Origin of the sequence: Nonomuraea sp. NPDC052634, from assembly GCF_040678535.1 — a bacterium.
Classification (GTDB): Bacteria; Actinomycetota; Actinomycetes; order Streptosporangiales; family Streptosporangiaceae; genus Nonomuraea; species Nonomuraea fastidiosa.
On the sequence record NZ_JBFATY010000001.1, the window covers coordinates 1,697,395 to 1,720,927 of the forward strand.

Annotated in this window: 15 protein-coding genes; 8 read left to right on the forward strand and 7 right to left on the reverse strand. The window is 72.0% G+C overall.

The window, feature by feature from the left end; translation table 11 throughout:
* Positions 1-583: 583 nt before the first annotated feature.
* Positions 584-2,692, reverse strand: coding sequence for an excinuclease ABC subunit UvrB (gene uvrB, locus AB0K67_RS07680; protein ID WP_364054552.1), 2,109 nt, complete (start codon positions 2,690-2,692; stop codon positions 584-586).
* Positions 2,693-2,937: 245 nt separating this feature from the next.
* Between uvrB and AB0K67_RS07685 the strand changes: the two genes are divergently transcribed.
* The 3 genes from AB0K67_RS07685 to AB0K67_RS07695 are packed head-to-tail and all read left to right on the forward strand — an operon-like array spanning position 2,938 to position 6,621.
* Complete coding sequence (locus tag AB0K67_RS07685) at positions 2,938-4,590, forward strand: SPFH domain-containing protein (RefSeq protein ID WP_364054555.1); 1,653 nt, start codon at positions 2,938-2,940, stop codon at positions 4,588-4,590.
* Positions 4,590-5,837: an SPFH domain-containing protein gene (locus tag AB0K67_RS07690; RefSeq protein ID WP_364054557.1), complete on the forward strand. Its 1,248-nt coding sequence runs from the start codon at positions 4,590-4,592 to the stop codon at positions 5,835-5,837. The genes AB0K67_RS07685 and AB0K67_RS07690 overlap by 1 nt, the downstream gene beginning before the upstream one ends.
* A 10-nt stretch (positions 5,838-5,847) precedes the next feature.
* Positions 5,848-6,621 carry a sporulation protein gene (locus tag AB0K67_RS07695; protein ID WP_364054560.1) on the forward strand — a complete coding sequence of 258 codons (774 nt, stop codon included), beginning with the start codon at positions 5,848-5,850 and terminating at the stop codon, positions 6,619-6,621.
* Positions 6,622-6,627: 6 nt separating this feature from the next.
* Here the strand turns inward: AB0K67_RS07695 and AB0K67_RS07700 are convergent, their stop codons facing one another.
* Positions 6,628-7,410 carry a methyltransferase domain-containing protein gene (locus AB0K67_RS07700; RefSeq protein WP_364054563.1) on the reverse strand — a complete coding sequence of 261 codons (783 nt, stop codon included), beginning with the start codon at positions 7,408-7,410 and terminating at the stop codon, positions 6,628-6,630.
* 199 nt (positions 7,411-7,609) lie between these two features.
* On the opposite strand from AB0K67_RS07700, the gene AB0K67_RS07705 reads away from it, so the two are divergent.
* From AB0K67_RS07705 to AB0K67_RS07715, 3 genes are read left to right on the forward strand one after another with little or no spacing between them, the layout of a single operon-like run.
* A complete protein-coding gene (locus AB0K67_RS07705) occupies positions 7,610-8,647 on the forward strand; it encodes a hypothetical protein (protein WP_364054566.1) in 1,038 nt (345 codons plus the stop codon).
* On the forward strand, positions 8,644-9,261 hold the full coding sequence (locus AB0K67_RS07710) for a hypothetical protein (protein ID WP_364054569.1): 618 nt from the start codon (positions 8,644-8,646) through the stop codon (positions 9,259-9,261). The genes AB0K67_RS07705 and AB0K67_RS07710 overlap by 4 nt, the downstream gene beginning before the upstream one ends.
* A gap of 13 nt (positions 9,262-9,274) precedes the next feature.
* On the forward strand, positions 9,275-10,075 hold the full coding sequence (locus AB0K67_RS07715; RefSeq protein WP_364054572.1) for an inositol monophosphatase family protein: 801 nt from the start codon (positions 9,275-9,277) through the stop codon (positions 10,073-10,075).
* A 12-nt stretch (positions 10,076-10,087) separates the two neighbouring features.
* On the opposite strand, the gene AB0K67_RS07720 is transcribed toward AB0K67_RS07715, so the two are convergent.
* Complete coding sequence (locus tag AB0K67_RS07720) at positions 10,088-11,260, reverse strand: SLC13 family permease (protein ID WP_364054575.1); 1,173 nt, start codon at positions 11,258-11,260, stop codon at positions 10,088-10,090.
* Positions 11,261-11,317: 57 nt separating this feature from the next.
* Between AB0K67_RS07720 and AB0K67_RS07725 the strand changes: the two genes are divergently transcribed.
* Entirely contained in the window at positions 11,318-16,906 is a 5,589-nt protein-coding gene (locus tag AB0K67_RS07725; protein ID WP_364054578.1) for a TIR domain-containing protein, read from the forward strand.
* Here AB0K67_RS07725 and AB0K67_RS07730 read toward each other — a convergent pair.
* The 4 genes from AB0K67_RS07730 to AB0K67_RS07745 all read right to left on the reverse strand — a co-directional run bounded on the left by AB0K67_RS07730 (position 16,903) and on the right by AB0K67_RS07745 (position 22,749).
* Positions 16,903-18,492 carry a glycoside hydrolase family 43 protein gene (locus tag AB0K67_RS07730; protein WP_364054581.1) on the reverse strand — a complete coding sequence of 530 codons (1,590 nt, stop codon included), beginning with the start codon at positions 18,490-18,492 and terminating at the stop codon, positions 16,903-16,905. The two genes, AB0K67_RS07725 and AB0K67_RS07730, sit on opposite strands and share 4 nt — an antisense overlap.
* Before the next feature lie 241 nt (positions 18,493-18,733).
* Entirely contained in the window at positions 18,734-19,336 is a 603-nt protein-coding gene (gene coaE / locus AB0K67_RS07735) for a dephospho-CoA kinase (RefSeq protein WP_364054584.1), read from the reverse strand.
* Between the two features lie 37 nt (positions 19,337-19,373).
* Complete coding sequence (locus tag AB0K67_RS07740; RefSeq protein ID WP_364057482.1) at positions 19,374-19,835, reverse strand: GNAT family N-acetyltransferase; 462 nt, start codon at positions 19,833-19,835, stop codon at positions 19,374-19,376.
* Positions 19,836-19,854: 19 nt separating this feature from the next.
* Entirely contained in the window at positions 19,855-22,749 is a 2,895-nt protein-coding gene (locus tag AB0K67_RS07745) for an alpha/beta hydrolase (RefSeq protein WP_364057485.1), read from the reverse strand.
* On the opposite strand from AB0K67_RS07745, the gene AB0K67_RS07750 reads away from it, so the two are divergent.
* Positions 22,748-23,194, forward strand: a complete 447-nt coding sequence (locus AB0K67_RS07750; protein ID WP_364057593.1) for a hypothetical protein — start codon at positions 22,748-22,750, stop codon at positions 23,192-23,194. The genes AB0K67_RS07745 and AB0K67_RS07750 overlap by 2 nt on opposite strands.
* Positions 23,195-23,533 lie beyond the last annotated feature (339 nt).

The window sequence follows — 23,533 nt, forward strand, 5'->3', positions numbered from 1 at the left end:
CGCCGCCATCCGTCACCAGGCGCACCACCGCCGCCGGATACGCACGTCATCACAGACACGCCCCGTCGCCGGACACAGCGCCCTCATCAGACCGCCCCATCGCGGGTCCAAACCCTGAGGGGCACGGCGCCTTCGCTGGGTACAGCACCTTCGCCGGGCGGGTACCGGCTGCGGCGGGTGCCGAGCGCGGCGTGTGCCGAGCGCGGCCGGCGTTCAGCGCGGTGGGCGCGGTGTACGGCGGGCGCGCACACGCCCGGCGATGAGCGTGGCAGCCACAAGCACGCCCGGCGATGAGCGTGGCGAGCACGAGCACACCAGGCGATGAGCGCGGCGAGCACCGGCACACCAGGCCGTGAGCGCGGCGAGCACAAGCACACCAGGCCGTGAGCGCGGCGGAAGCCGACTACAGCGGGAGCCGGGTGCGGCGGGTGCTGAAGCGGAGGCGTCGCGCAGGGTTGTGCCCGGCGACGATGCCAGGCCCGGCAACGGTGCCAGGCCCGGCAACGGTGCCAGGCCCGGCGACGGTGCCAGGCCCGGCAACGGCGGCATGCCCGTGCCCGTCGCCCCCGGAGCGGCGCGCCCCCTACTCGACCCCCGCCTCGCGCATGTCGCGCAGCTCGCGCTTGAGCTCCTTGATCTCGTCGCGCAGCCGCGCCGCCACCTCGAACTGCAGGTCGGCCGCCGCCTGGTGCATCTGCTCGGTCAGCGACTCGATGAGGGACTCCATCTGCGCGCGCGGCATCTCGCCCGCGATGGCCTTGGCGTGCTGGCCGGCCTGGCGGGCGCTGAGGCCGGGCACCGGGGCCTTGCCGCGGGACTGCTGGCGACCGCCGCCCATGAGCTGCTGGGTGTCGGCGTCTTCGCGCTGCAGCGAGTCGAGGATGTCGGCGATCTTCTTCCGCAGCGGCTGCGGGTCGATGCCGTGGGCCTCGTTGTAGGCGATCTGCTTGGCCCGGCGCCGGTTGGTCTCGTCGATCGCCCGCTCCATGGACGGGGTGATCTTGTCGGCGTACATGTGGACCTGGCCCGACACGTTTCGGGCGGCGCGGCCGATGGTCTGGATCAGCGACGTCTCCGACCGCAGGAAGCCCTCCTTGTCGGCGTCGAGGATGGCCACCAGCGACACCTCGGGCAGGTCGAGGCCCTCGCGCAGGAGGTTGATGCCGACCAGCACGTCGAACTCGCCGGTGCGCAGCTCGCGCAGCAGCTCGATGCGGCGCAGCGTGTCGACCTCGCTGTGGAGGTAGCGGACCCGGATGCCGAGCTCCAGCAGGTAGTCGGTGAGGTCTTCGGCCATCTTCTTCGTCAGCGTGGTGACCAGCACGCGCTCGTCGCGCTCGGCGCGCTCGCGGATCTCGTGGACCAGGTCGTCGATCTGGCCCTTGGTGGGCTTGACCACGATCTCCGGATCGACCAGGCCGGTCGGGCGGATGACCTGCTCGACGACCTCGCCCTTGACCCGCCCCAGCTCGTACGGCCCCGGCGTCGCCGACAGGTAGACGGTCTGGCCGATGCGCTCCAGGAACTCCTCCCACTTCAGCGGCCGGTTGTCGAGCGCCGACGGAAGCCGGAAGCCGTGCTCGACCAGCGTGCGCTTGCGGGAGGCGTCGCCTTCGTACATGGCGCCGATCTGCGGGACGGTCTGGTGGGACTCGTCGAGGACCAGCAGGAAGTCTTCTGGGAAGTAGTCGAGCAGCGTGTTGGGCGCGCTGCCCGGCTCGCGGCCGTCCATGTGGCGCGAGTAGTTCTCGATGCCGTTGCAGGTGCCGATCTGGCGCATCATCTCGATGTCGTACGTGGTGCGCATGCGCAGCCGCTGGGCCTCCAGCAGCTTGCCCTGCCGCTCCAGCTCGGCCAGCCGCTCGGCCAGCTCGGCCTCGATGCCCGCGATGGCGGCCGCCATGCGCTCCTCGCCCGCGACGTAGTGGGAGGCGGGGAAGATGTAGAGCTCTTCGTCCTCGGTGATGACCTCGCCGGTGAGCGGGTGCATGGTCGAGAGCTTCTCGATCTCGTCGCCGAACATCTCGATGCGGACGGCGAGCTCTTCGTACTTCGGGATGATCTCGATGGTGTCGCCGCGCACCCGGAACGTGCCGCGGGTGAAGGCCATGTCGTTGCGGGTGTACTGCATGTCGACCAGGCGGCGCAGGAGCTGGTCGCGGTCGATGTCCATGCCGACGCGCAGGCGGGTCATGCGGTCGACGTATTCCTGCGGCGTGCCGAGGCCGTAGATGCACGACACCGATGCGACCACGACGGTGTCGCGGCGGGTGAGCAGCGAGTTGGTGGCCGAGTGGCGCAGCCGCTCGACCTCGTCGTTGATCGACGAGTCCTTCTCGATGTAGGTGTCGCTCTGCGGGACGTACGCCTCCGGCTGGTAGTAGTCGTAGTAGGAGACGAAGTATTCGACCGCGTTGTTGGGCAGCATCTCGCGCAGCTCGTTGGCGAACTGCGCGGCGAGCGTCTTGTTGGGCTGCATGACCAGGGTGGGCCGCTGCAGCCGCTCGATCAGCCACGCGATGGTGGCGGTCTTGCCCGTGCCGGTGGCGCCGAGCAGGACGCTGTCCTTCTCCCCGGCCTTGATGCGGCGCTCCAGCTCGGCGATGGCCGTCGGCTGGTCGCCTGATGGAGTCATCTCGGTGACGACCTTGAACGGCGCCACCTTCCGCTGCAAATCAGTGACCGGTCGCATGTTGCCACTGTAGGCGGCCCGACTGACAGAAAAAGTCAGGCCGGAAGCCCACCCGGGCGCCGGCGGCGATGGCGCGCCGCGATCCCTTGACGGGCAGGGGATGCGGCGCCGCGATCGGTGTCCATGATCGCCGTCGGTCGCCCCTCCGCTACAGCCAGCAATACCCATATGGCATCACATTGCAAGCGAACCGTAAGCCATACCCGATACGGTCGAATCCGCCTGTAGCGGAAAAGGAAGGTTCGATGTCACGACCCAGAGAGGCACTGATCCAGGCAGGACGGGGCGTAGCCCAGGCGGTGGCCCAAGGGGGTGACGTCCGCCAGGCCGTCGGACAGGCCGTGGGACAGATGGCCGGTCAGGCCGGAGCGATGCCGAACCAAGGCGGTCAGCCCGGCCAGGGCTTCGCGCTGAATCCGCACGACTTCGCCGCGGCCCGCGACGGCGGTCAGTCGCTGGGGACCTCGATCGAGGCGAGGACCGCCTCGCTGAACGAGGCCGGCGAGATCGTCAACCGCAGCTGGACCGAGAACGGGATGCACGTCATCTCCCCGGTGGTGATCCCCAAGGGCAGCACCGCCAAGGTGGTCGTGCCGCTGAGCGTCCTGGTGGTGCTCGGCCTCATCGGCGCGCTCGGCAACATCATCCCCAACGCCGAGGTGCTCTTCGGCCTCCACTACTGGATCGTGCTGGTGCTCGCCGCCGCGTTCCTGTGGTGGCGGCGCAGCGTGGTGATGGTGCCCGAGGGCTGCAAGGCGCTCATCACGCAGTTCGGCAAGCTCGTGCACATCGCCGACCCCGGGCGGGTGACGCTGTTCAACCCGTGGAAGCGGGTCAGCTACATCGTCAACACCACGCGCGAGTACCCGTTCAACGCCCCGATCAGCGAGGCGCCCACGCAGCAGGGCGTCAAGGCGAGCGTGGACCTGTTCCTGCAGTTCAGGATCGAGAACCCGGCCGAGTTCATCTTCGTGCTCGGCTCGGTCAGCGGCTTTCAGTCCAAGCTGCAGAACGCCATCAGCGAGGTCACCCGCTCCCTGATCTACGCCCAGCGGGCCGAGGAGATCTACGACCTCGTCGGCGAGAGCACGGTCGGCATGCTGGAGAGCCTCAACCAGCAGTTCCTGCCCGCCGTACGGCTCACCGACGTCAACATCACGCACGCCGAGCCGTCCAGCCAGGAGTACCGCATGGACCTGGCCGCGCCCGAGATGGTGCGCGTCGCCAAGGAGGCCTACACCTACGAGTACGAGCTCCAGCTGCGCAAGGAGCAGAACGAGGGTGACCTGGTCAAGGAGCTGGCCGGGCTGCAGGAGACGCTGAGCGCCATCCAGGCGGAGATCGCGAGCTACCAGGCCCGTATGGACACCGCGCTCGAACGCGCCACCCACCAGGCGACCGCGCAGGCCAGGCAGCGCCTCATCGAGGCGGAGTCCAAGGCGAACGCCAACGCCGCGCTCCTGGAGGCGCAGGCGCTGGACATCAGGGCGCTGTCGGCCGCCGAGGCGCCCGAGATCCTCGACTACCGCTTCCAGCAGGACCTGTTGAACAAGCTGGAGTCCGTCGCCGCCAGGCTGCCCCAGGTGGTGCAGGTGGGCGACGAGACCGAGATCGACTTCCTGGCCCTGGCCCAGCAGCTCGTGGGCGGCAAGGACGCGGCGCTGTTCTCCGAGGAGGACATGGCCGCCATCCGCGGCAGGCTCGACGAGATCGCGGCGCGCGTCCGCGCCCGTGAGGCCGAGATCGCCGGTCTGCTGCAGAAGGCCGCGGCCGACGTGGAGGAGCCGCCACCGCACACGCCGCCGCAGGCGCAGGTGTCCGACGCCGACCTCGAACGCACGGTGGAGCGGCTGCTGCCGAACGGCCCGCACCACGGAGAGCCTGGGAGTGCCATCTGATGAGCAGGGAATTCTCGAAGATCAAGGAGTCGCTGGCCTCCTGGAGTGAGATCCGCCAGCTCCTGCGCGGCGGCGAGCAGGGCCAGCTCGTGCCGGTCGTCATCCCCAAGGACCGGCGCGGCTTCGCGTGGATGACGCTGGTGTTCCTGGCGATCTACTTCGCCGGCATGGCCGTGCTCACCGACCTGACGCTCATCGCGGCGCTCGCCGCGCTGGTGTTCCTGCTGCTCGCGCTGCTCACGGTGTGGCGCAAGGCGATCATCGAGATCGAGGAGGGCACGACCGGCGTGCGCAGCCGCTGGGGCGCCATCACCGGCACCCTCCCGCCGGGCCGCCACTACCTGTGGCTGACGTGGGACCGGGTGGACGCGGTGGTGGACACCTCGACGGAGATCCCGTACTCGGCGCCGATCGTGGCCTGCCCCACGGCCGAGAACGTGCCGCTGAAGTCGATCGAGTTCTTCCTGAAGTTCCGGATCGTGGACCCGGTCGCGTTCGTCCGCACCATCGGGGCGAGCAACTTCGACCTGGTGCTCTCCAGCGCCGTGCAGGACGCCATCAGGCAGCGCAGCCGCAAGGTCCACACCGAGCGGGCGTACGACCTGCGCGGCTCCGACGTCGGCGACATGCAGGACGCGCTCAACCGCCAGCTCGGCCGCTATGGCGTGCGCATCACCGGCGCCAACATCCCCGACGTGCAGCTTCCCGACCAGTACCAGCAGCACCTGGCCACCCGCGAGAAGGTCGCCAAGGAGATGTCGGCCTACGAGCGCGAGTGGGAGCTGACCCGCAAGCGCCGCATCGACACGCTGCTGATGGAGATCGAGCGCTCGAAGAAGACGCGTGACGCCCGCGTGGTCGAGGTCAAGGCCGCCTACAACACCGCGCGCAAGGACGTGGCGCGCATGCTGGAGGAGCAGGAGACCGAGGCGCAGCGGGTGACGTGGGAGATCGAGGCGCGCGGCAGGGCCGAGCTGACCGCCGCCGAGAACGAGGCCAAGGCGCTGCGGCGGCTGGCCGAGTCGTACCGGGACAACCGGGCCGTGCTGCAGTACGAGCTGGCCCGCAGGCGCCTCGACGTGGGCGCCAAGCTCGCGGAGAACGCGCCGCAGCCGCTGGTCGTGCGCACCCAGCAGGGCCAGTCGGACTCCGCGCTCAGCACCCTCCTGCTCGCCCAGCTCCTCCCCCGCATCTCGGGAGCCGGGTCGGCAAACGTGAACGGCCACACACCTTCCGCTTCCGCTTAGGAGAACCTCCATGGTGTTCCGCAAACTGATGGCCGCTTTCGGCGCGGGCGTCGAGGTCGACACGGTGCTGACCGGCAGGGACGTACGGCCGGGCGAGCTGCTGCGCGGCGTCGTCCACTTCCGTGGCGGCAAGTCCGACTACAAGGTCGAGGGCATCTACATCGACCTCACGGCCGTGGTCGAGGTCGAGTCGGGCGACAGCGAGTACAAGACGAGCTACAGCTTCCAGCGCACGCAGGTCGCCGGGACGTTCCAGCTCGCGGCGGGCGCGCAGCACCAGCACCCGTTCGAGGTCCCGATCCCGTGGGAGACCCCGATCAGCGCGGTGGGCGGGCATCCGCTGCACGGCATGAAGCTGGGCGTGCACACGGAGCTGGCGCTGGCGGGCGCGCTCGACAAGGGCGACCTCGACCCGCTGTACGTCAGCCCGCTGCCGGCCCAGAACCACGTGCTCGCGGCGCTGGACCGGATGGGCTTCCGGTTCAAGGGCGCCGACCTGGAGCGCGGCACGCTGTACGGCTCGACGATGCCGTTCTTCCAGGAGATCGAGTACTACGCGGGAGGCGAGTGGCGGCGCCGCTTCAACGAGCTGGAGCTGACGTTCATCGCCGGGCCGCACCAGATGGACGTCATCCTGGAGGCCGACAAGAAGGGCGGCTTCCTGACCTCCGGCCACGATGCGTACAACCGCTTCACCGTGCGCTATGACGACCCGCCGCAGGCGGCGGACGCGGCGTTGCAGCGCGGGCTGGAGGCGATGGCCCGGCGCAGGGGCTGGTTCTAGCGCGTCCTAGAGCCGTGCCACCGCGAGCAGGTGGCCGCTGACCCCCAGCAGCGACGGCACGGACTCCACCCGACGGGCGGCGTCGAGCAGCAGCTCGCGCCGCCCTTCGTCGTCCAGCCAGTCGTTGACGTCGCCGTAGAGCCAGAAGGCGCCCTCCAGGCCGTAACGCCGCGGCTCGGGCAGCCCGGCGTCGGCGAACTCGCCGGGGATGTCGTCGGGGTCGTGCAGGTAGGCGCGGAACCCGCTCCCCGCGCCCTCCCCGGTGATCAGGAGGCCGGTCTCGAGCGAGGTGTGCACGGCGAAGCGCCACGCGCCCTGCGGGTAGATGCCGAGGTGCACGGTGTCGTGGAGTGCGGCGTACCGGCTGATGAAGGCGGCGGCGATCACCCCGCCCGGCTTGGCGGCGCGGCGGGCCTCGCGCAGCCGGTCGTCGCGCTCGGGCAGGTGGTAGAGCGGGCCGAGCAGCAGCACCGCGTCGGCCTCGCCGTCGGGGACCGGCAGGTCGCGGGCGTCGCCGAGGCGCGCCGTCACGCCGGGCAGCTCGCGCGCCTCGGCCACGTGCAGCGGCACCGGGTCGATCACCTCGACCTCGTAGCCCTCTTCGGCCGGCCACTCGGCGTGCACGCCGGTGCCGCCGCCCACGTCGAGCACGCGGGCCGGGGCCGGGGGCAGGGTGCGGTGCAGGACGTCGCGCGTGCGCCCGTACTCCAGCCGGCCGCGTCCCTCGCGCAGCCGGGTACGCTCGCCGCCGCGCTCGTAGTAGGCCATGAGGACGGGATCGGTGATCATGGCGCGATCCTCAGCGCCGCCCCGCGGGCGAGGCGAGCGATTATCCCCGGCGCGAAGCCCCGGCCCGAGGCCAGAACCCCGGCGCGGAATCCCCGGCGCAGTAGGGGTTTCGCGCCTTTGCGCGAGCTGGCAGTGCCATGGTGCGATCGTTACCATGACGACAGGCACTGACTGATCATGAGACGGCGGGGCGGGGCGCATGGGACGGTTCAAGGCGGCGATGCGCAGGACCGCCCTGTGGGGGGCGCGCAACGCCGACGGCGCCATCGCGCTCGGGCTTGCCTTCGTGGTGGGCGTGCTCGGCATCCTGCCGCCGGAGCTCTTCGGCGAAGACGGCAACGAGATCCAGACGCAGCTCGTGAACGCGTCGGCCCTGGTGATCATGGCGCTGGTGGCCACCGCGCTGCTGCGCGACCGCGCCCGCCAGGCCCCCGTGGAGAAGACGATCACCTCGGGCGCGCTGGCCGAGCTGCCGATCAGGCTGGCCCGCCTGGAGGAGATCGAGACGCTGGCCCACAGCACCCGGCACGCCCTCGACGCGCTGCAGCTCGTCCGCGTGCTGGGCAGCAGGCAGGAGATCGCGCAGTGCCACGCCGAGGCCAGGCGCGACACCACCCGGTGGATCTTCAAGGGCGGCACCGGCACCTACCTGCGGGCCGTCACGCTGCCGCAGTGCGTGGCCGCCGCCCGCAAGGACAAGCGCCACCTCACCGTGCGCATCGAGGTCATCGACCCCTCCGACCTGGAGGTGTGTGAGACGTACGCCCACTACCGCCGCTCGCTGTCCGACGCCCCCGACGGCACCGGCGAGACGTGGACGACCGACCGGGTCAGGAAGGAGTCGTACGCGACCGTGCTGGCCGCCTTCTGGCACCGCCAGCGTTACGGCCTGCTCGACATCGGGGTGGCCCTGTCGTCCACGATGACCACTTTCCGCTGGGACCTGTCGTCGAGCCGCGTCATCATGACGGTCGAAGACCCCAACAAGGCCATGACGGCGCTCAGGGACACCTTCTACTACGAGAACTGCGACACCGAGCTGCGGCTCAGCTTCGAGCAGGCGCGGCGGGTGCCGCTGGAGATGTACCGGAAGGTGCCGCTGAGCGACGAGCCCACGATCGAGGAGGTGCAGGAGCTGTTCGAGCGCGTGGGGCTGCCCTTGCCCAAGTCCTACAACGGGCGCGACGTCGTCGACATCGCGCGTAAGGCGCTGCGTGCCGTGGACCCGTACGGATGAGCATCGAAGGGGTGCGGCGGCTGGTCGACGAGGGGCGCGCCAGGGCGTGGGCCTTGGAGGAGCTGTCGCGGCCGGGCCTGACCGCGGTGCGTCATCCGCTCGGGTTCGTCTGCCTGCCGATCGAGCGCGACGGCGGCGACGGCGTGTGCCTGCACGTGTGGTCCGGTTCGCTCGCCCACGCCGAGGTGACCACCTCGCAGATCCACTGCCACAGCTGGGACCTGGTCAGTCACGTGCTCTACGGCCAGGTGCGCAACGTGCACGTGGTCGTCACCGACGCGGGAGCCGACGCCACCCACCGCGTCTACGAGGTGGTCAGCGGCGCCGACGGCGACCGCATCTCTCCCACCGGGCGCACCGTGCGCCATGCGACGGGGCTGGTGGAGGTCTTCGGCCCCGGCGACACGTACACGCTGGCCGCCGACCGCTTCCACAGCAGCGTCGTGCCCGAAGATGGTGAGGCGGCCACCATCGCGCTCGGCCGTGGCAGGCCGGGCGCCCGCGACCTGTCGCTGGGCCCGCTTGACGGCGGCGCCCACCACGTGGCGAGGCAGCCGCTGGACGCCGAGGAGACGGCGCTGGCCGTCCGCCTGATCACCGCGCATCTGACCTGAGAGGGCAACGCCGATGGACCTGGACCACGCTCGCACGGTCGCCGTCGAAGCCGCCGAGGCCGCGGGGGCGCTGATCCGGGAGGGCACGCGGCGCAGCCTGCGGGTGCACGCCAAGGGCGACGCCGGAGACGTGGTGACCGACCTCGACCTCGCGTCGGAGAAGCTGCTGCTTGAGCGGATCCTGACGGCGTTCCCGTCGCACGCGGTGATCGCCGAGGAGTCGGGGCTGAACGGCGCGGCGGGCTGCGAGTGGACGTGGCTGGTCGATCCGCTCGACGGCACCAACAACATCGCCATCGGGCTGCCCGCGTACGTGGTGGGGGTGGCGCTGTGCCGGGCCGGCCGGCCGCAGCTCGGCGTGGTGCACGACCCGGTCTCGGCGCAGACGTGGTCGGCCATCAAAGGCAGGGGCGCGCTGGCGTCGTCAGGCCGGCGGCTGTCCGCGCCGTACGCGCCGAGCCCGCACGGGCCGCTGCTGGCCTGGATCCAGGGCTACGGCATCGCCAGGGACGACGCGACCGTGCTCAGGCTGAAGTCGGCGCTCGACCTCCACGCCCGCCGGGTGCTGCAGCTGTGGACGCCGCTGCTGTCGTGGGCGATGCTGGCCCGCGGCGACATCGACGGCATCGTGGGCTACCGCACCGGGGTGGTGGACCTGCCGGCGGGCGCGCTGCTCGCGCAGGAGGCGGGCATCGAGATCAGGGCGCTGGACGGCGGCCCGTACGACGAGCGCATCCAGGGCGCGGCCGATGAGCGCAGCTACGTGGCCGCGCATCCGCGCGCCCTGCCCGGCCTGCTCGCGCTGCTCCAGTGACGGCCTGAACGATCAGCCGAACGCGACCAGCGCCCACACCGTCGCCGCCGTGCCCACGACGGCGAGGCCGGCGCCGGTGAGCAGGAAGCGCGGCATCGGCACGGTCACGTCGTGGCGGCGGCACGACTCGAACCACAGCAGCGTGGCGAGCGACGCCCACGGCGTGATGACCGGGCCGACGTTGGTGCCGGCCAGCAGCGCCAGCAGGTGGTCCTGCTGGACGGCCGGGATGACGATCTCGACCGCCTTGTACGCCGGCAGATTGTTGATCAGGTTGGCCAGCCCGGCCCCCACGGCGGCGATGCGCAGCGGATCGTCGTCGGTGCCGATCAGCCAGGTCATCAGTGCCGACAGGCCGTTGCCGCTGAGCGTGGGCACCACCAGGAACAGCCCGGTCACGAAGATGATGAGCTGCCACGGGATCAGGCTCCACCTCAGCCGCTCGCGGGCGCGCACCAGGAACGCGGCCACGACGATGACCGCCGCCGCCACGGCCGCCACCGCGACGTGCGCGCCGAGCAGCAGCAGCACGATGAACAGCAGGCAGCCGGCCGCCGCCGTCGCGAACAGCACCCGGTCGGCCACCGGCTCCAGCACCGGTGGGACGTAGCGCAGATCGCGCCGCTCGCCCCTGCGCCAGAAGAACACCCACAGGAACGCCATCGTCACCGCGATCGCGGCGAGCTGGGGCGCCCACATGCGGGCGGCGAACTCCTGCGTGGTAAGACCGATCTTGGTCATGCCGAGGAGGTTCGTCAGGTTGGAGACCGGCAGCAGCAGGCTCGCGGTGTTGGCCAGCCAGATCGTTGTCATGGCTAAAGGCAGCGCGGCGATGCGCGCGCGGGGCGCCAGGGCCAGCATCACGGGGGTGAGCAGGACGGCCGTCGTGTCCAGGTTCAGGAAGATCGTGACGAGGGACGCGAAGGCCGTGCAGAGGAGGAAGAGCGCGGCATAGTTGCCGCGGCCGAGCACCGCCATCCTCGCCGCGATCGCGTCGAAGACCTGCGCCTCCTTGGTCAGCTCGGCCACCACGATGATCGCCACCAGGAAGACCAGCAGCGGCCCGATCTCGCTCAGGCTCTCGACGGCCGCCTCCCACGGCAGCAACCCGGTCGCCACGAAGACCAGCCCCAGAATCAGCAGCCCGATCCTGATCCAGTCGAGTACGCCAAGACGCCGCAACACCTGACGATGATCGCACACACGCTGCAAAACGCCGATCCCACAGGAGATACTGAGCAGATGGCACGTGACGGCAGGCCGATCGACATCTTCGTCAGCTACTCCCCGGCCGACACGGCCTGGGCGACCTGGATCGCGTGGGAGCTCGAGGCGGCGGGCTACAAGACCATGATCCAGGCGTGGGACTTCGTGCCCGGCACCAACTTCATCGACTTCATGGACCGCGGCGTCAGCGAGGCGAAGCTCGTCGTGGCCGTGCTCTCGCGCAACTACCTCGGCTCGCGCTACGGCCGCATGGAGTGGCAGGCCGCGCTGCGCGCCGACCCCGACAACCCGTCCAACAAGCTCGTCACCATCCGCCTGGAGGACGTGCCGCTCGAAGGGCTGCTGTCCACCATCACCTGGGTGGACCTGCTGGGCGTCACCGACCCGGGCCAGGCCAGGGCGCTGCTGCTCGGCCGGGTCAGGGAGGCGCTGGCGGGCCGGGCCAAGCCCGAGGTCCCGCCCGCGTTCCCGGACGGCTCCTCGGTGCCGGCGTCCGTGCCCGCCCCGCCGCCGGCCCTGCCCGCCCTGCCCGAGTCCGCCGAGCCGGCCAGGGCCAGGCGCAGGCCGGTGACCGCGCCGACGTTCCCGCCCGCCGCGGCCACCGGGCGCGGGCGCGAGACGATCAGCGTGCTGCACATCGGCGGGCCCCGCTTCGGCCGGGCGCTGCCCGACCCGGGCGACCCGTTCACGCCCGAGGACATGCAGGCCCGCATCTGGGCCGACCTGACCGCCATGTACGACCGCGGCATGCCGCGCCCCGACCTCATGGTCATCGCGGGCGACCTCACCGAGTCGGGCACGCTCGGCCAGTTCGGGCAGGCCACCCGGTTCGTCACCGACCTGCGGCTGCTGCTCGGCCTGGAGCCGCACCGGCTCATCCTGCTGCCCGGCCCGCGCGACGTCACCAAGGCCGCCGCCAGCGCCTACTTCCTGACCTGCGAGGCCGACGACGTCGCGCCGCAGCCGCCCTACTGGCCCAAGTGGCGGCACTTCGCCTCCCTGTTCGGGGAGGTCTACCAGGGGCTGGACGACCGGGTGTTCGACGGCGGGCAGCCGTGGACCATGTTCGAGGTGCCCGACCTGCAGGTGGTCGTGGCCGGGCTCAACTCCACGATGGCGATGAGCCACCTGGAGCGCGACGCGTACGCGATGATCGGGGAGGCGCAGGCGGCCTGGTTCGCCGAACGGCTGCGCCCCTACGAGGAGCGAGCGTGGCTGCGCCTGGGCGCGATGGGCCACCCGCCGGCCGAGCTGCGCGACGCCGCCACCTACGAGCGGCTCCTCGGCCACCGCCTCAACCTGCTCTTCCACGGCGGCACGGGCCCGGCGGGCGAGGGCCATATCGCCGCGCCGCGCGCCGGGCGGCACCAGGTGATCGAGATCGGCCCCGACGGCCTGCGCACATGGCTGCCCGACGCGGGCCGGCCCGAGCGGGTGCGCGCCAGGTGGCGGTCCGCGCAGACCACGTTCACCGGGCAGACCCCGCCTGCGCCGCCGCCCGCGCCCGAGCCGGAGCGGCGCGCGCCCAGCCCCGTCGAGCTGCTGCTCGACCGCATCGCCGAGGTGTGCGAGGCGCGGCACGAGCGGGCCAGGATCCGCAGGTTCGACACCCACCTCGTGGTCACGCACCCCGAGGACGGGTTCGTCCGGCAGACCATGATCGGCGCGTACGTCGGCGAGGTCACCGCGGAGAGCGCCGCCGCGTTCGTGCGCACCGCCCACGCCGCCGGGCTGTCGGCCGAGCTGGTCTATCAGGGACCGCCCGCGCCGCGCGCGGTCCGCGACGACCTCATGCGCAAGGGCGTGCGGCTGCGCAGCTTCACCGAGTTCCAGGGCCTGCTCGACCTGAGCGGCTACGTCGCCGAGCAGACCGCGCGGCTCACCTCCGACCGCCGCTACCCGCCCAGCCTGTACGTCCCCCAGCGCTACCGCGAGCTCGACCGCCCCGGCAGCCAGGTCAAGGCCGGGCTGACCGACGAGCTGATGCGGCTGCTGTCGGCCGACCACGGCCGTTTCGTGCTGCTGCTCGGCGACTTCGGCCACGGCAAGACGTTCGCGCTGCGCGAGCTGGCCCGCCGCATCCCCACCGAGCTGCCCCACCTGACGCCGATCCTCATCGAGCTGCGCGCGCTCGACAAGGCGCACTCGGTGGACGCGCTGGTGGCGGCCCACCTGGCGAGCCACGGCGAGGAGGTCATCGACCTCAAGGCGTTCCGCTACCTGCTCAGGCAGGGCCGCATCGTGCTGCTGTTCGACGGGTTCGACGAGCTGGTGACCCGGCTCACCTACGACCGCGCGGCCGACCACCTGGCGACGCTGCTCGCCGCGGCCGAGGACAAGGCGAAGATCGTGGTGGCCAGCCGTACGCAGCACTTCAAGTCGCACAGCCAGGTGCTGACCTCGCTGGGCGAGATGGTGGGCGTGCTGCCGCAGCGGCGGGTGCTCGGCGTCGAGAACTTCGCGCCCGACCAGATCAGCTCCTACCTGGCCAACAGGTTCGGCGACGACGCCGAGGCGGGCGCCCGCATGGCGCTGATGCGGGAGATGGAGGACCTGCTCGCGCTGGCCCAGAACCCGCGCATGCTGAGTTTCATCGCCGACCTCGACGCCGACCGCCTCCGTACGGTCGCCCAGGCCCGCCACACGATCAGCCCGGCCCTGCTGTACGAGGAGATCCTCACCTCCTGGCTGACCTTCGAGGAGCGGCGGGCCAAGGTTCCCGGCTCCACCGGCGGGCTCAGCGTGGACGAGCTGTGGCAGGCGGTGACGGCGCTGGCGGTGCGGCTGTGGGAGTCGGGCGAGTCGCTGCTCGGCATGGACGAGCTGACCGAGATCGGCGAGACGCTGACCGACCTGGCCGACGGGCAGCTCACGGCCGCGCACGCGGCGTTCCGCATGGGTTCGGGCAGCCTGCTGGTGCGCACCGAGGAGGGCATGTTCGGGTTCATCCACACCTCGGTGATGGAGTGGCTGATCGCCCGCCACATCGCCGCCACCATGGACGGCCCCGAGCTGCTGTCGCGCCGGCCGCTGTCGGCGCTGACCGTGGAGTTCCTGTGCGACCTGGCCGACGTGCGGGCGCTGCGCGCCTGGGTGAACGACCCGCCGCAGGACGACGTCTCCCGCGCCAACGCCGTCAAGATCGCCGCCAGGCTGCGCACGCCCGCCCGTACGGACCTGCGCGGCGCCAACCTCAAGGGCGAGGACCTGTCGGCCCGTGACCTGCGCGAGGTCGATCTGACCGGCGCCGACCTGTCCGAGGCGACGCTCGTCGGCACGAACCTGTCCAGGGCCGTGCTGCGCGAGGCCCGCCTGACCGGGGCCAGGCTCGACGGCGCCCAGCTCACCGGGGCCGACCTGCGCGGCGCCGACCTGTCGGGGGCCCGGCTGGCGCGCGTCGACCTGAGCGACGCGGCCGTCGAGGGCGCCCGCTGGCACCGCGCCACGCTCATCGACGTGACCGGCACGCTGCCGCGCCTGCCCGGCGCCGCCGTGGTGCCGGGGCAGCCGGTCGAGGTGGAGTTCGCCCCGGCCGGCATCGGCGTCCCGTACGGCTACCACTTCCAGAACAGCCGCCTGCCCGAGCCGATCGCCTACAGCCCCGACGGCGCGACCATCGCGGTCGGCAACGAGGACGGCGGCGTGCTGCTGTGCGTCGGCGGCGCGCCCGTGCGCACGCTCCAGGGTCACCGGGGCCGCGTCTACGCCGTGACGTTCGCCGGCGACTTGATGGCGACCGGCGCGAGCGACGGCGTGGTGCTGCTGTGGGACGCGCTGACCGGCGAGCCGGTACGCCGCCTGGACGGCCACCCGGGCGGCGTCTGGCCGCTGCGGCTCAGCCCTTCGGGCGACCTGGTGGCGGCGGGCGGCGGCGACGGCATCGTCCGGGTGTGGGAGAGCGCCACCGGCCGGCTGCTGCACGAGCTGGCCGGGCACCAGGCGCCGATCTACACCGCGTCGTTCGGCCGCTCGGCCCTGGTGACCGGCGACGCCGCGGGCGTCGTGCGCGTGTGGGACATCGGATCCGGGCAGATGAAGGAGACGCTGGGCGAGCACCGCGGCAGCGTCTACCGCGCCGTGCACAGCCCCGACGGCAAGCTGCTCGCCACCGGCGACGAGGCGGGCACCGTACGCCTGTGGGACACCGCCACCTGGACCCGCCTGCACGAGCTGACCGGCCACTTCGGCAGCGTCTACTCGCTGGCGTTCTCGCCCGACGGCACGCTGCTGGCCAGCGGCGACACGGCCGGGTCGGTGCGCCTGTGGACCTCGTCAGGCGAGACGCGCGGCGTGCACACCACCCACGCCACCAGCGTCTACCAGGTCGCCTTCAGCCCCGGCGGGCAGATCCTGGCCAGCGGCGACGCCAACGGCGTGGTGCGCCTGCAGCGCGTCGGCGACTCCGGCAAGGTCGAGCTGACCGGGCACCGCAGCTCGGTGTGGCCGTTCGTGTTCAGCCCCGACGGGCAGCAGCTCGCCACCAGCAGCAACGACGGCACCGTACGCCTGTGGGACCCGCAGACCGGCCAGTGCCAGCGGGTGCTGCGCGGCCACGGCCGCCGCATCTCCTCCGTCGCCTTCAGCGCCGACGGCTCGATGCTGGCCACCAGCGGCAACGACGGCATCGTGCGGCTGTGGGAGCCGCGTACCGGCCGCCGGCTGCGCGAGTTCACCGGCAGCTCCGACCGGCTGATCTCGGCGTCCTTCTCCCCCGCGGGCCCGGTGCTCGCCACCGCCAGCAACGACGGCGGCGTGCACTTCTGGAACGCCGCGACCGGCGACTACGAGCGCGAGCTCAACGCCGAGACCGAGCACGTGTGGGCCGAGGCGTTCAGCCCCGACGGCGACCTGCTCGCCACGGCCAACGACGACGACACGGTACGCCTGTGGTACCGGCCGACCGGGCGGCTCTCCGGCAACCTGGCCGAGCATCGCGGCAGGGTGCGCTCGATCGCGTTCAGCCCCGACGGCGCCTACGTGGCCACCGGCTGCGACGACACGCTCGTCCGCGTCTGGCACATCCGCACAGGACGCCGGGTCGCCGTCCTGGAAGGGCACACCGACCGGGTCTACTCCGTCTCCTACTCCCCCGACGGGCGCCACCTCGTCAGCGCCGGCAACGACGGCCGGGCCATGGTGTGGGAGCTGCCGCCCGGCCTGGCGCCGCGCCTGGTCCACACGCTGCGGCACGAGGGGCGGCTGTGGAGCGCGGCGTTCAACGGGACGGGCTCACTGCTGGCCACCGGGGGCGACGACGCGCTCATCCGTATCTACGACGCCGCCACCGGCGACCTGCGGCGCATCCTGGCCGGGCACAACCGCCGCATCTGGTCGGTCGCCTTCAGCCCCGCACCCGACTCCGAGCTGCTGGCCAGCGCCGGCGACGACGGCGTGGTCATCCTCTGGGAGGGCGACCGGCGGCTGGCGACGCTGCTGGGGCTGCCCGAGGGGTGGGCGGCCATCGCGCCCGACGGCCGCTACAAGGTGCAGGGCGAGCCGGGCGGGCAGTTCTGGCACGTGGTCGGCATGGCGCGGTTCGAGCTGGGCGAGCTGGACGCGTACCTGCCGGAGGTGCGTCAGGTGCCGCTCGACGAGCCGTTCTAGTAGACCTCGATGCGGTCCATGCTGATCACGGTGCTGCCCGAGGCCGGGTTGCGCTCGCCGGTCACCCGGACGCGCAGCGTGTGCGTGCCGTACGGCAGCACCGGGCTCAGGTAGTTGAGCTGCTCGCCCACCCGGATCCCGCTGTAGTAGTCGACCCGCTGCTCGGGGCCGCCGTCGATGGAGATGGCGGCGATGCCGTTGCCGCGGTCGCGCACGCTCAGCAGCGCAACCCGGCTGCCGGTGAACGTGACCGTCGCCGTCGCGCCCGCCTGGCCGCTCCAGTGATCGTTGCCCCAGAAGCACTGGTTGCCGCAGCCCGAGCCGGACTGCCAGGTGCCCGCGTACGTGACCTGCGGGTCGAAGTCGTTGATCACCGAGGTGGCGGCGCCGGGGTCGCCGGACGGCAGCCGCTGGGTGGCGCCGGCCGCGAGCGGGCGGCCGAAGTTCGGGGTGCCGTCGGCGTTCCAGGTGAAGCGCTGCACCCTGGTGGTGCGGAAGTCGTAGGTGTAGGTGCTGGTGTTCTTGGCGTGGTAGGCGATCCAGTCCTCGGTGCCGTCGGGCGAGCGGAAGAACGAGTGGTGCCCGGGGCCCCACACGCCCGTCTCGTCGTTCCTCGAGAACACCGGCCCCGGGTGCTGCCGCCAGTTCGACGCCACCATCGGGTCGGCGCCGTCGGCGATGCTCAGCATCCAGAGCTGGTAGTCCGGCTTGCCGGTGTCGCACGTCGAGTAGGTGAGGAACGTCCGGCCGTTGCGGTAGAGCGGTGTCGGTCCCTCGCGCACCTCGGGGCAGCCGCCGTCCGCCGGGATCGCCACCCGGCCGCCGGTGACCGTCCACGGGTTGCTCATGCGGGCGATGTACAGCTGCGCGGGCCCGCCCATGCCGCGGCCGGGGCCCGCCCAGACGAAGTACATCTGCCCGTTGTGGGTGATCGGCTCGCCGTCGATCGCGTACTCGCCGAAGTCGGCGATCTTGGCCTTGAACGCGTACGGGCCCATGGGGTCGTCGCCCGCCGACTCCAGGACGTACATACGGTGGTTGGCGTCCACCCCGTCCGACGCCGTGTAGTAGATGTACCAGCGGGAGCCGACGTGCCGGAAGGCCGGCGCCCACATCTGCTTGTCACGGCTCGCGTCGCCGTCCCGCCACACCACCTGCTCCGGCTCGGCCAGCAGCGTCGCCAGGCTGCGCGACCGCCAGATGCCGATCCGGTCGCCCCTGGTCGTGGCCACGTAGTAGGAGCCGTCGTGGTAGATCAGGCTGGGGTCGGCGGAGGGGTTGACCGGGTTGCGGAACGAGTCGGCCGCGCGCGCTGTGCCGGGCTTCGGCTCGTACGAGGCCGCGTGGGCCGAAGTCGCTACGGCCTGGTCCCGTGGCGCTACGGCCTGGTCCGGTGCCGCTATGGTCTGGGCCGGTGGCGCTGCGGTCTGGGCCTGTGCCGCCGCAGGCTGGGCCGGTGCGGCCGCGGGCTGGGCCTGGGCTGATGCCGTTTCCGCCTGGGCGGGTGCATGGATCGACGGGCTCAGGGCGACGATGAGTGCGGCGAGCACCACGTGAGCGGCCCGCCACGGCGACGTGCGCGGCATCGGCGATCCTTCCACGATCTTGCCGGTCGATCTTTCTGATCGTCAGGGAAGGATGTCATGCCGTCAAGGCATCTTGGGGACAGACCCTTGCGAACAGGGCATGCACGGTTCTCAGTCGAGGACCGCCTTCAAAGGGCTCAGGCTTTGAAAAGCTCAGGCTTTTAAAGGGCTCAGGCTTTTGAAGGGCTCAGGCTTTTGAAGGGCTCAGGCGCAGAGGGCGACCGCAGAAAGGCGCGCAGGCTCAGGCGTGGGCCGCACGGCGCAGCAGCTCGTCCCAGACCTCGTTCACACGGGCGTCCAGATCTTCCAGCGAGCCGTCGTTGGGGATCACGATGTCGGCGGCGGCCAGCCGCTCGTCCCGGCTCGCCTGGGCGGCGATGCGGGCCTTGGCGTCGGCCTCCGCCATGCCGCGGTATGCGGCCAGGCGGCGGATGCGCAGCTCGTCGGGGGCGTCGACGACGATCACCACGTCGTACATGGAGGCCAGGTTGTTCTCCACGAGCAGCGGCACGTCGTACACCATGATCGTGTCGTCGGGGGCCGTACGCTGCAGCTCCGCCACCCGCTCCCCCACCAGCGGATGCACGATCGCGTTGAGCGCCGCCAGCTTCTCCGAGTCGTTGAAGACGATCGAGCCGAGCTTCTCCCGGTTGAGCGAGCCGTCGGGACGCAGCACATCCTCGCCGAACGTCTCCACCACCCGCGCCAGCCCCGGCGTGCCGGGCTCGACCACCTCGCGGGCGATCACGTCGGCGTCTATCACCATCGCGCCCTTGGCCGCGAGCCGCTTGGACACCTCGCTCTTGCCGGAACCGATCCCGCCGGTGAGCCCGATCTTCAACACGCGGGAAAGCCTATCGCCCGCCATCCCCGCCGGTGCCTCAGGCCGCCGGCTCCGGCGTCATGCGCAGGTGGATCAGGGTCAGGTGGTCGTCCATGCGCTCGCGGTGGGTCTCGCGGTAGCCCAGCCTCCGGTAGAACCGCAGGTTGGCCTCCGACAGGTGACCGGTGAACAGGTCGAACGCCTGCGCCTGCGGCACCCGCTCGTGCAGGGCGCGCAGCAGGGCCGTACCGATGCCTCTGCCCTGAAGGTCGGGGGCCACGATCAGCCGGCCGACCAGGCAGGTGGTGCCGGCCAGGCGGCCGCGTACGGCGCCGACGATGCGGCCCGCCTCGACCGCCTTGAGCACCACCGCGTCCTCGATGACCTTGCGCACCTGTTCGAGCGACTCGACCAGCGGCGGGATGTAGGGGTCGCCGTACAGCTGGGCCTCGCTGACGTAGGCCGCCCGCTGCAAGGTCAGGACCTCGCCCGCGTCGTCGGGCACCGCCTGCTCGATCACCACCCGTCGCAGCCTACCCTCAGCGGCCCTCCCCCGCCGTGAGCTCGCCGGGGCACACCGTACGCGGCTTGGGCACCACGCCGTTGACCAGGAAGTCGTGCACGCGTGCCCGCAGGCAGGCGGCCCGCAGCTTGGCGGCCCCTTGCAGGAGGTACGCGTCGTGCCCGTCCCCGTGCCACAGCACCACCGCGCCGGGGATCTGCCTGGCCAGCCGAGCCGCCGCCGCAGGCGGGCTCACCACGTCGAGCCGCCCGATCCCGACCAGTACAACCGCCCCTGACCCTCTCTCAGCGGGTCGCGCAGCACGACCGCTTCGTGACGCACCACGATCGGCACCCGCCGACCCGCCGCCACCGATGACCGCCGACCCACCGCCATCGCCATCCGCCGACCCGCCACCACCGATGACCGCCGATTCGCCACCACGGGTCCGGCCCACCTCACCATCCACTTCGCGGCCGGCACCCGCGTCCGGGGTTGCCGCCGAGCCGGTGGCACTGCCCTGCGGCCCGCGACCACCTCTGAGCAAGGGGTCACCACCACCGGCCTCCGGTTCGCCGCCACTCCGGCCCACGGAGCCGGCATCATCACCGGCACCACCTCGGGGCGAGGAACCGACGGCGCCGACCTCCGACCCAGCACCATAGCGGGGCGAGGCGCCGAGGCCGCTGGGCTCAGAAGCGTCACCGCCTCGGGGCGTGGGGACGGTGGCACCGGGCTCCCATGCGCCGCGGCCGTGGGGCGAAGGGCTGGTGGCGCCGGTCCGCGCCGACCGGCTTCCGGCCGCTCCCGAAGAGGGCCGGCCCTCGCCGCTTCCGGCTGACGCGGGCTGCCCGCCACCTCCGGCCGGCGCGGACTCGTCACCACCTCCGGCCGGCGCGGACTCCTCAGCACCGGTCAGCCGGGACCGGTCGATCCGCAGGGGGTGAGGCCGCCAGCTCGGGCGGGTGTCCAAGCCGAGGCACTTGCCGACCTCGTAGCGAGCGGTCAGCCACCCCACCCGAGGTGCCACCTCACGCAGCCGGGACTCCATGCGCAGGAAGCTCCGGTAACCGGGCACGACGGGCATGAAGTCGTGGCAGTGCATCGCACGGGAGACGGTGGCAGGCGCGTCAGGCCGCCGCACGGCGGCGAGCGCCGCCAGCGCCCGGACATCGCCCTCCTCTGCAGCGGCGAGCGCCCTGGCCAGCTCCGGCCACCGCCGCGCTTCAAGCCCGGCAAGCACGGCGGCGGTGATCCTCCGCTCGTCGATCACCCGCCCGGCCCGGACGCCCTCCCCCGCCCGCCCACGCAGCGCATCACGCCCACCCGGCAGCCGCTCATGCTCCTCGTCGCGTGCCGCACGGTGCTCCGAAGGCGATCTCTTCACCGCGCCACCACGCCCAGGAGCGACGGCCGACGGCTCCCCACTCAGCAAGCCGCCATCGACCAAGGGCGCCGCACCCAGCAGCCGACCGAGCCGAGACCCCCCTACCAGAGGTTCTTCGCCGAGCAGCCCATCGACCCGAGGCTCCACCTCCGAAGAGGCACCGCCACGCGACCCCCGGCCCCCAGAACCCGCAGCCGAAGCCGCCTCACCGATCAGACCACTCACCTCAGGACCCGCCACCAGAGGCGCCGCGCCCAGCAACCCTTCAAACCCGCGAGCCGCCGCCGAAGGCGCTTCCCCAAGCAGCACATCCACCCCAGGACCCGCCTCCCCAGGACCCGCCGCCCCAGAACCCGCCGCCGCAGGCACCCTGCCGGCCGGCCCACCGGCTCCGCCGCCCGGCACCGAAGGCTCCTCGCCGGGCAGCCCACCGTCACCAGTGCCCGCCGTCGAGGACTTCCCACCGAGCAGGGCATCGCCACCGGGGCGCACCGCCTCTGGAGGAACGAGGCCGACCAGCCCGCCGACCCCAGAAACGGCTACGCCAGGCGCACCGCCCAGCAACCCGCCTAGCCCGACGCCCGCGACCAGCGGAGCCTTGCCGAGCAGGGAGCCGAGATCAGGGCCGGAAGCGGAACGGGGCTCGCCAAGAGAACCCGCACGCACATGCCCGCGTGCCGCCGGTGTTCCGGCGGGCGCGCGCTCCTGCCCGGAACCCTCCGGCAGAGGCACGCGCTCGTGCCCGGAACCGACCGACAGAGATTCCTGCCCGGAACCGACCGACAGAGACGCGCGCTCCTGCCCGGAACCGACCGACAGAGATTCCTGCCCGGAACCGACCGACAGAGACGCACGCTCCTGCCCGGAACCGGCCGACAGAGACGGGCGTTCGCGTCCAGGCTCAGCGGGCGAAGGGGCGGGATCACGTCCAGGCCCAGCGGGCGAAGGAGCGAGTGTTTGGCGCCCGGGACCAACGGACGAAGGAGCGAGTGTTGTGCGCCCCGGATCGACGGACGGAGAGGCGAGGTCGCGTCCCGGACCAGTAGGCAGCGGGGCGCGTCCGTGCTCAGGCTGGACCGGCAAGGGGGCGCGTTCGAGGAGGTCGTCCAAGACCGCGATCGCATCGCCGTCGAGCGGACACCCCAGCCGACCGGCGCACCAGTCGCGGAAGGAACGCAGCCGCCGCTCGGCCGCACGGGCGCGGGCGATGAGCCGCCTGCCCAGGCTGGGCTCGGAGTGATCGGGTACGCCCTCCAGGTACATCCGCCCGACCTTGCCGGGGAACAACTCCAGGTACGCCTGCCCGTAGACGGCCCCGTACCCGTTGCCGAAGTACCGCAGGCGACGCTCGCCGAGCGCGTCCCGCAGGGCGTCGAGGTCGTGTGCCACCTGCCAGGCCGTGAGGCCGTCGTAGGCGGGCCCGGAGGCGATCCGGCAGCTTCTGTCATAGGCGGCGTTGTGACCGGCGTAGGAGCGCCATGCGGCCTCTGTGGAGGCCAGCTGGAGCCTCCGGGGGTCGGGCGGCGGCACGGAGCAGCGCACCATGGCGGTGCTCCCCCGGTCACCGATGCCGCGCGGCTCGAAGAGCACCACGTCGAACCACCGGGCAAGCTCGCTCACCGTGTCGGGCCGGGCGCGCACGCCCTGGATGGTGGAGCCCTCGCCGGTGTTCACGATCAGCGGGCCCAGGCTGCGGCGCGGGTCGCGGGCGGGCAGCCAGACCAGGTCGATCTCCGTACGCGTCCCGCCGGGCCGCTTCCAGTCGACGGGCACCGAAAGTCTCCCGCACCTGAGCCCGTCGCCGCACTCCCGCCATCGCACCCGCCCGAGCCGGCCGTTCGCCGCGCCGGGCGGCTCCGCCCACAGCCCGCCATCGTCACGCCCTCTCGGCGCGTCCGCCGGGTCCGCCACGCCCGACGCGGCCGGTACGGCGGCAGCGAGGACGGCGATGACCGCCGTGAGACCCGCCGCCGCCCGGATGACCGGCTGAACCATGCCCACGTACGTCGCTCCTGACAGTCGCAGCCACCAAGCGCCGCCCAGTTTGGCAGCGCCCATCACCACAGGTCACAGGTTTGCAAAGACCCTCAAGTAAAATCTCGGCGCGCCAGCCGACGAATCCGGAAAAGTTCGCTCATGTCGTGTGCGAGTCAAGCGGGCTGACGACTCGCAACACGCCGCCGGGGTTCCAACGCGCCCGGTGAGCGAGGAGAAGCACGCCCCAGGGCGGCAAAAGCAGCCCGCGTCTGCGACCGCCGGGGCCTGGGGGCGGTGCAGGGCACGCGGCTGGTGGGGCGGTCGTCGGCGCGAGAACACCCGGCCTCCGATC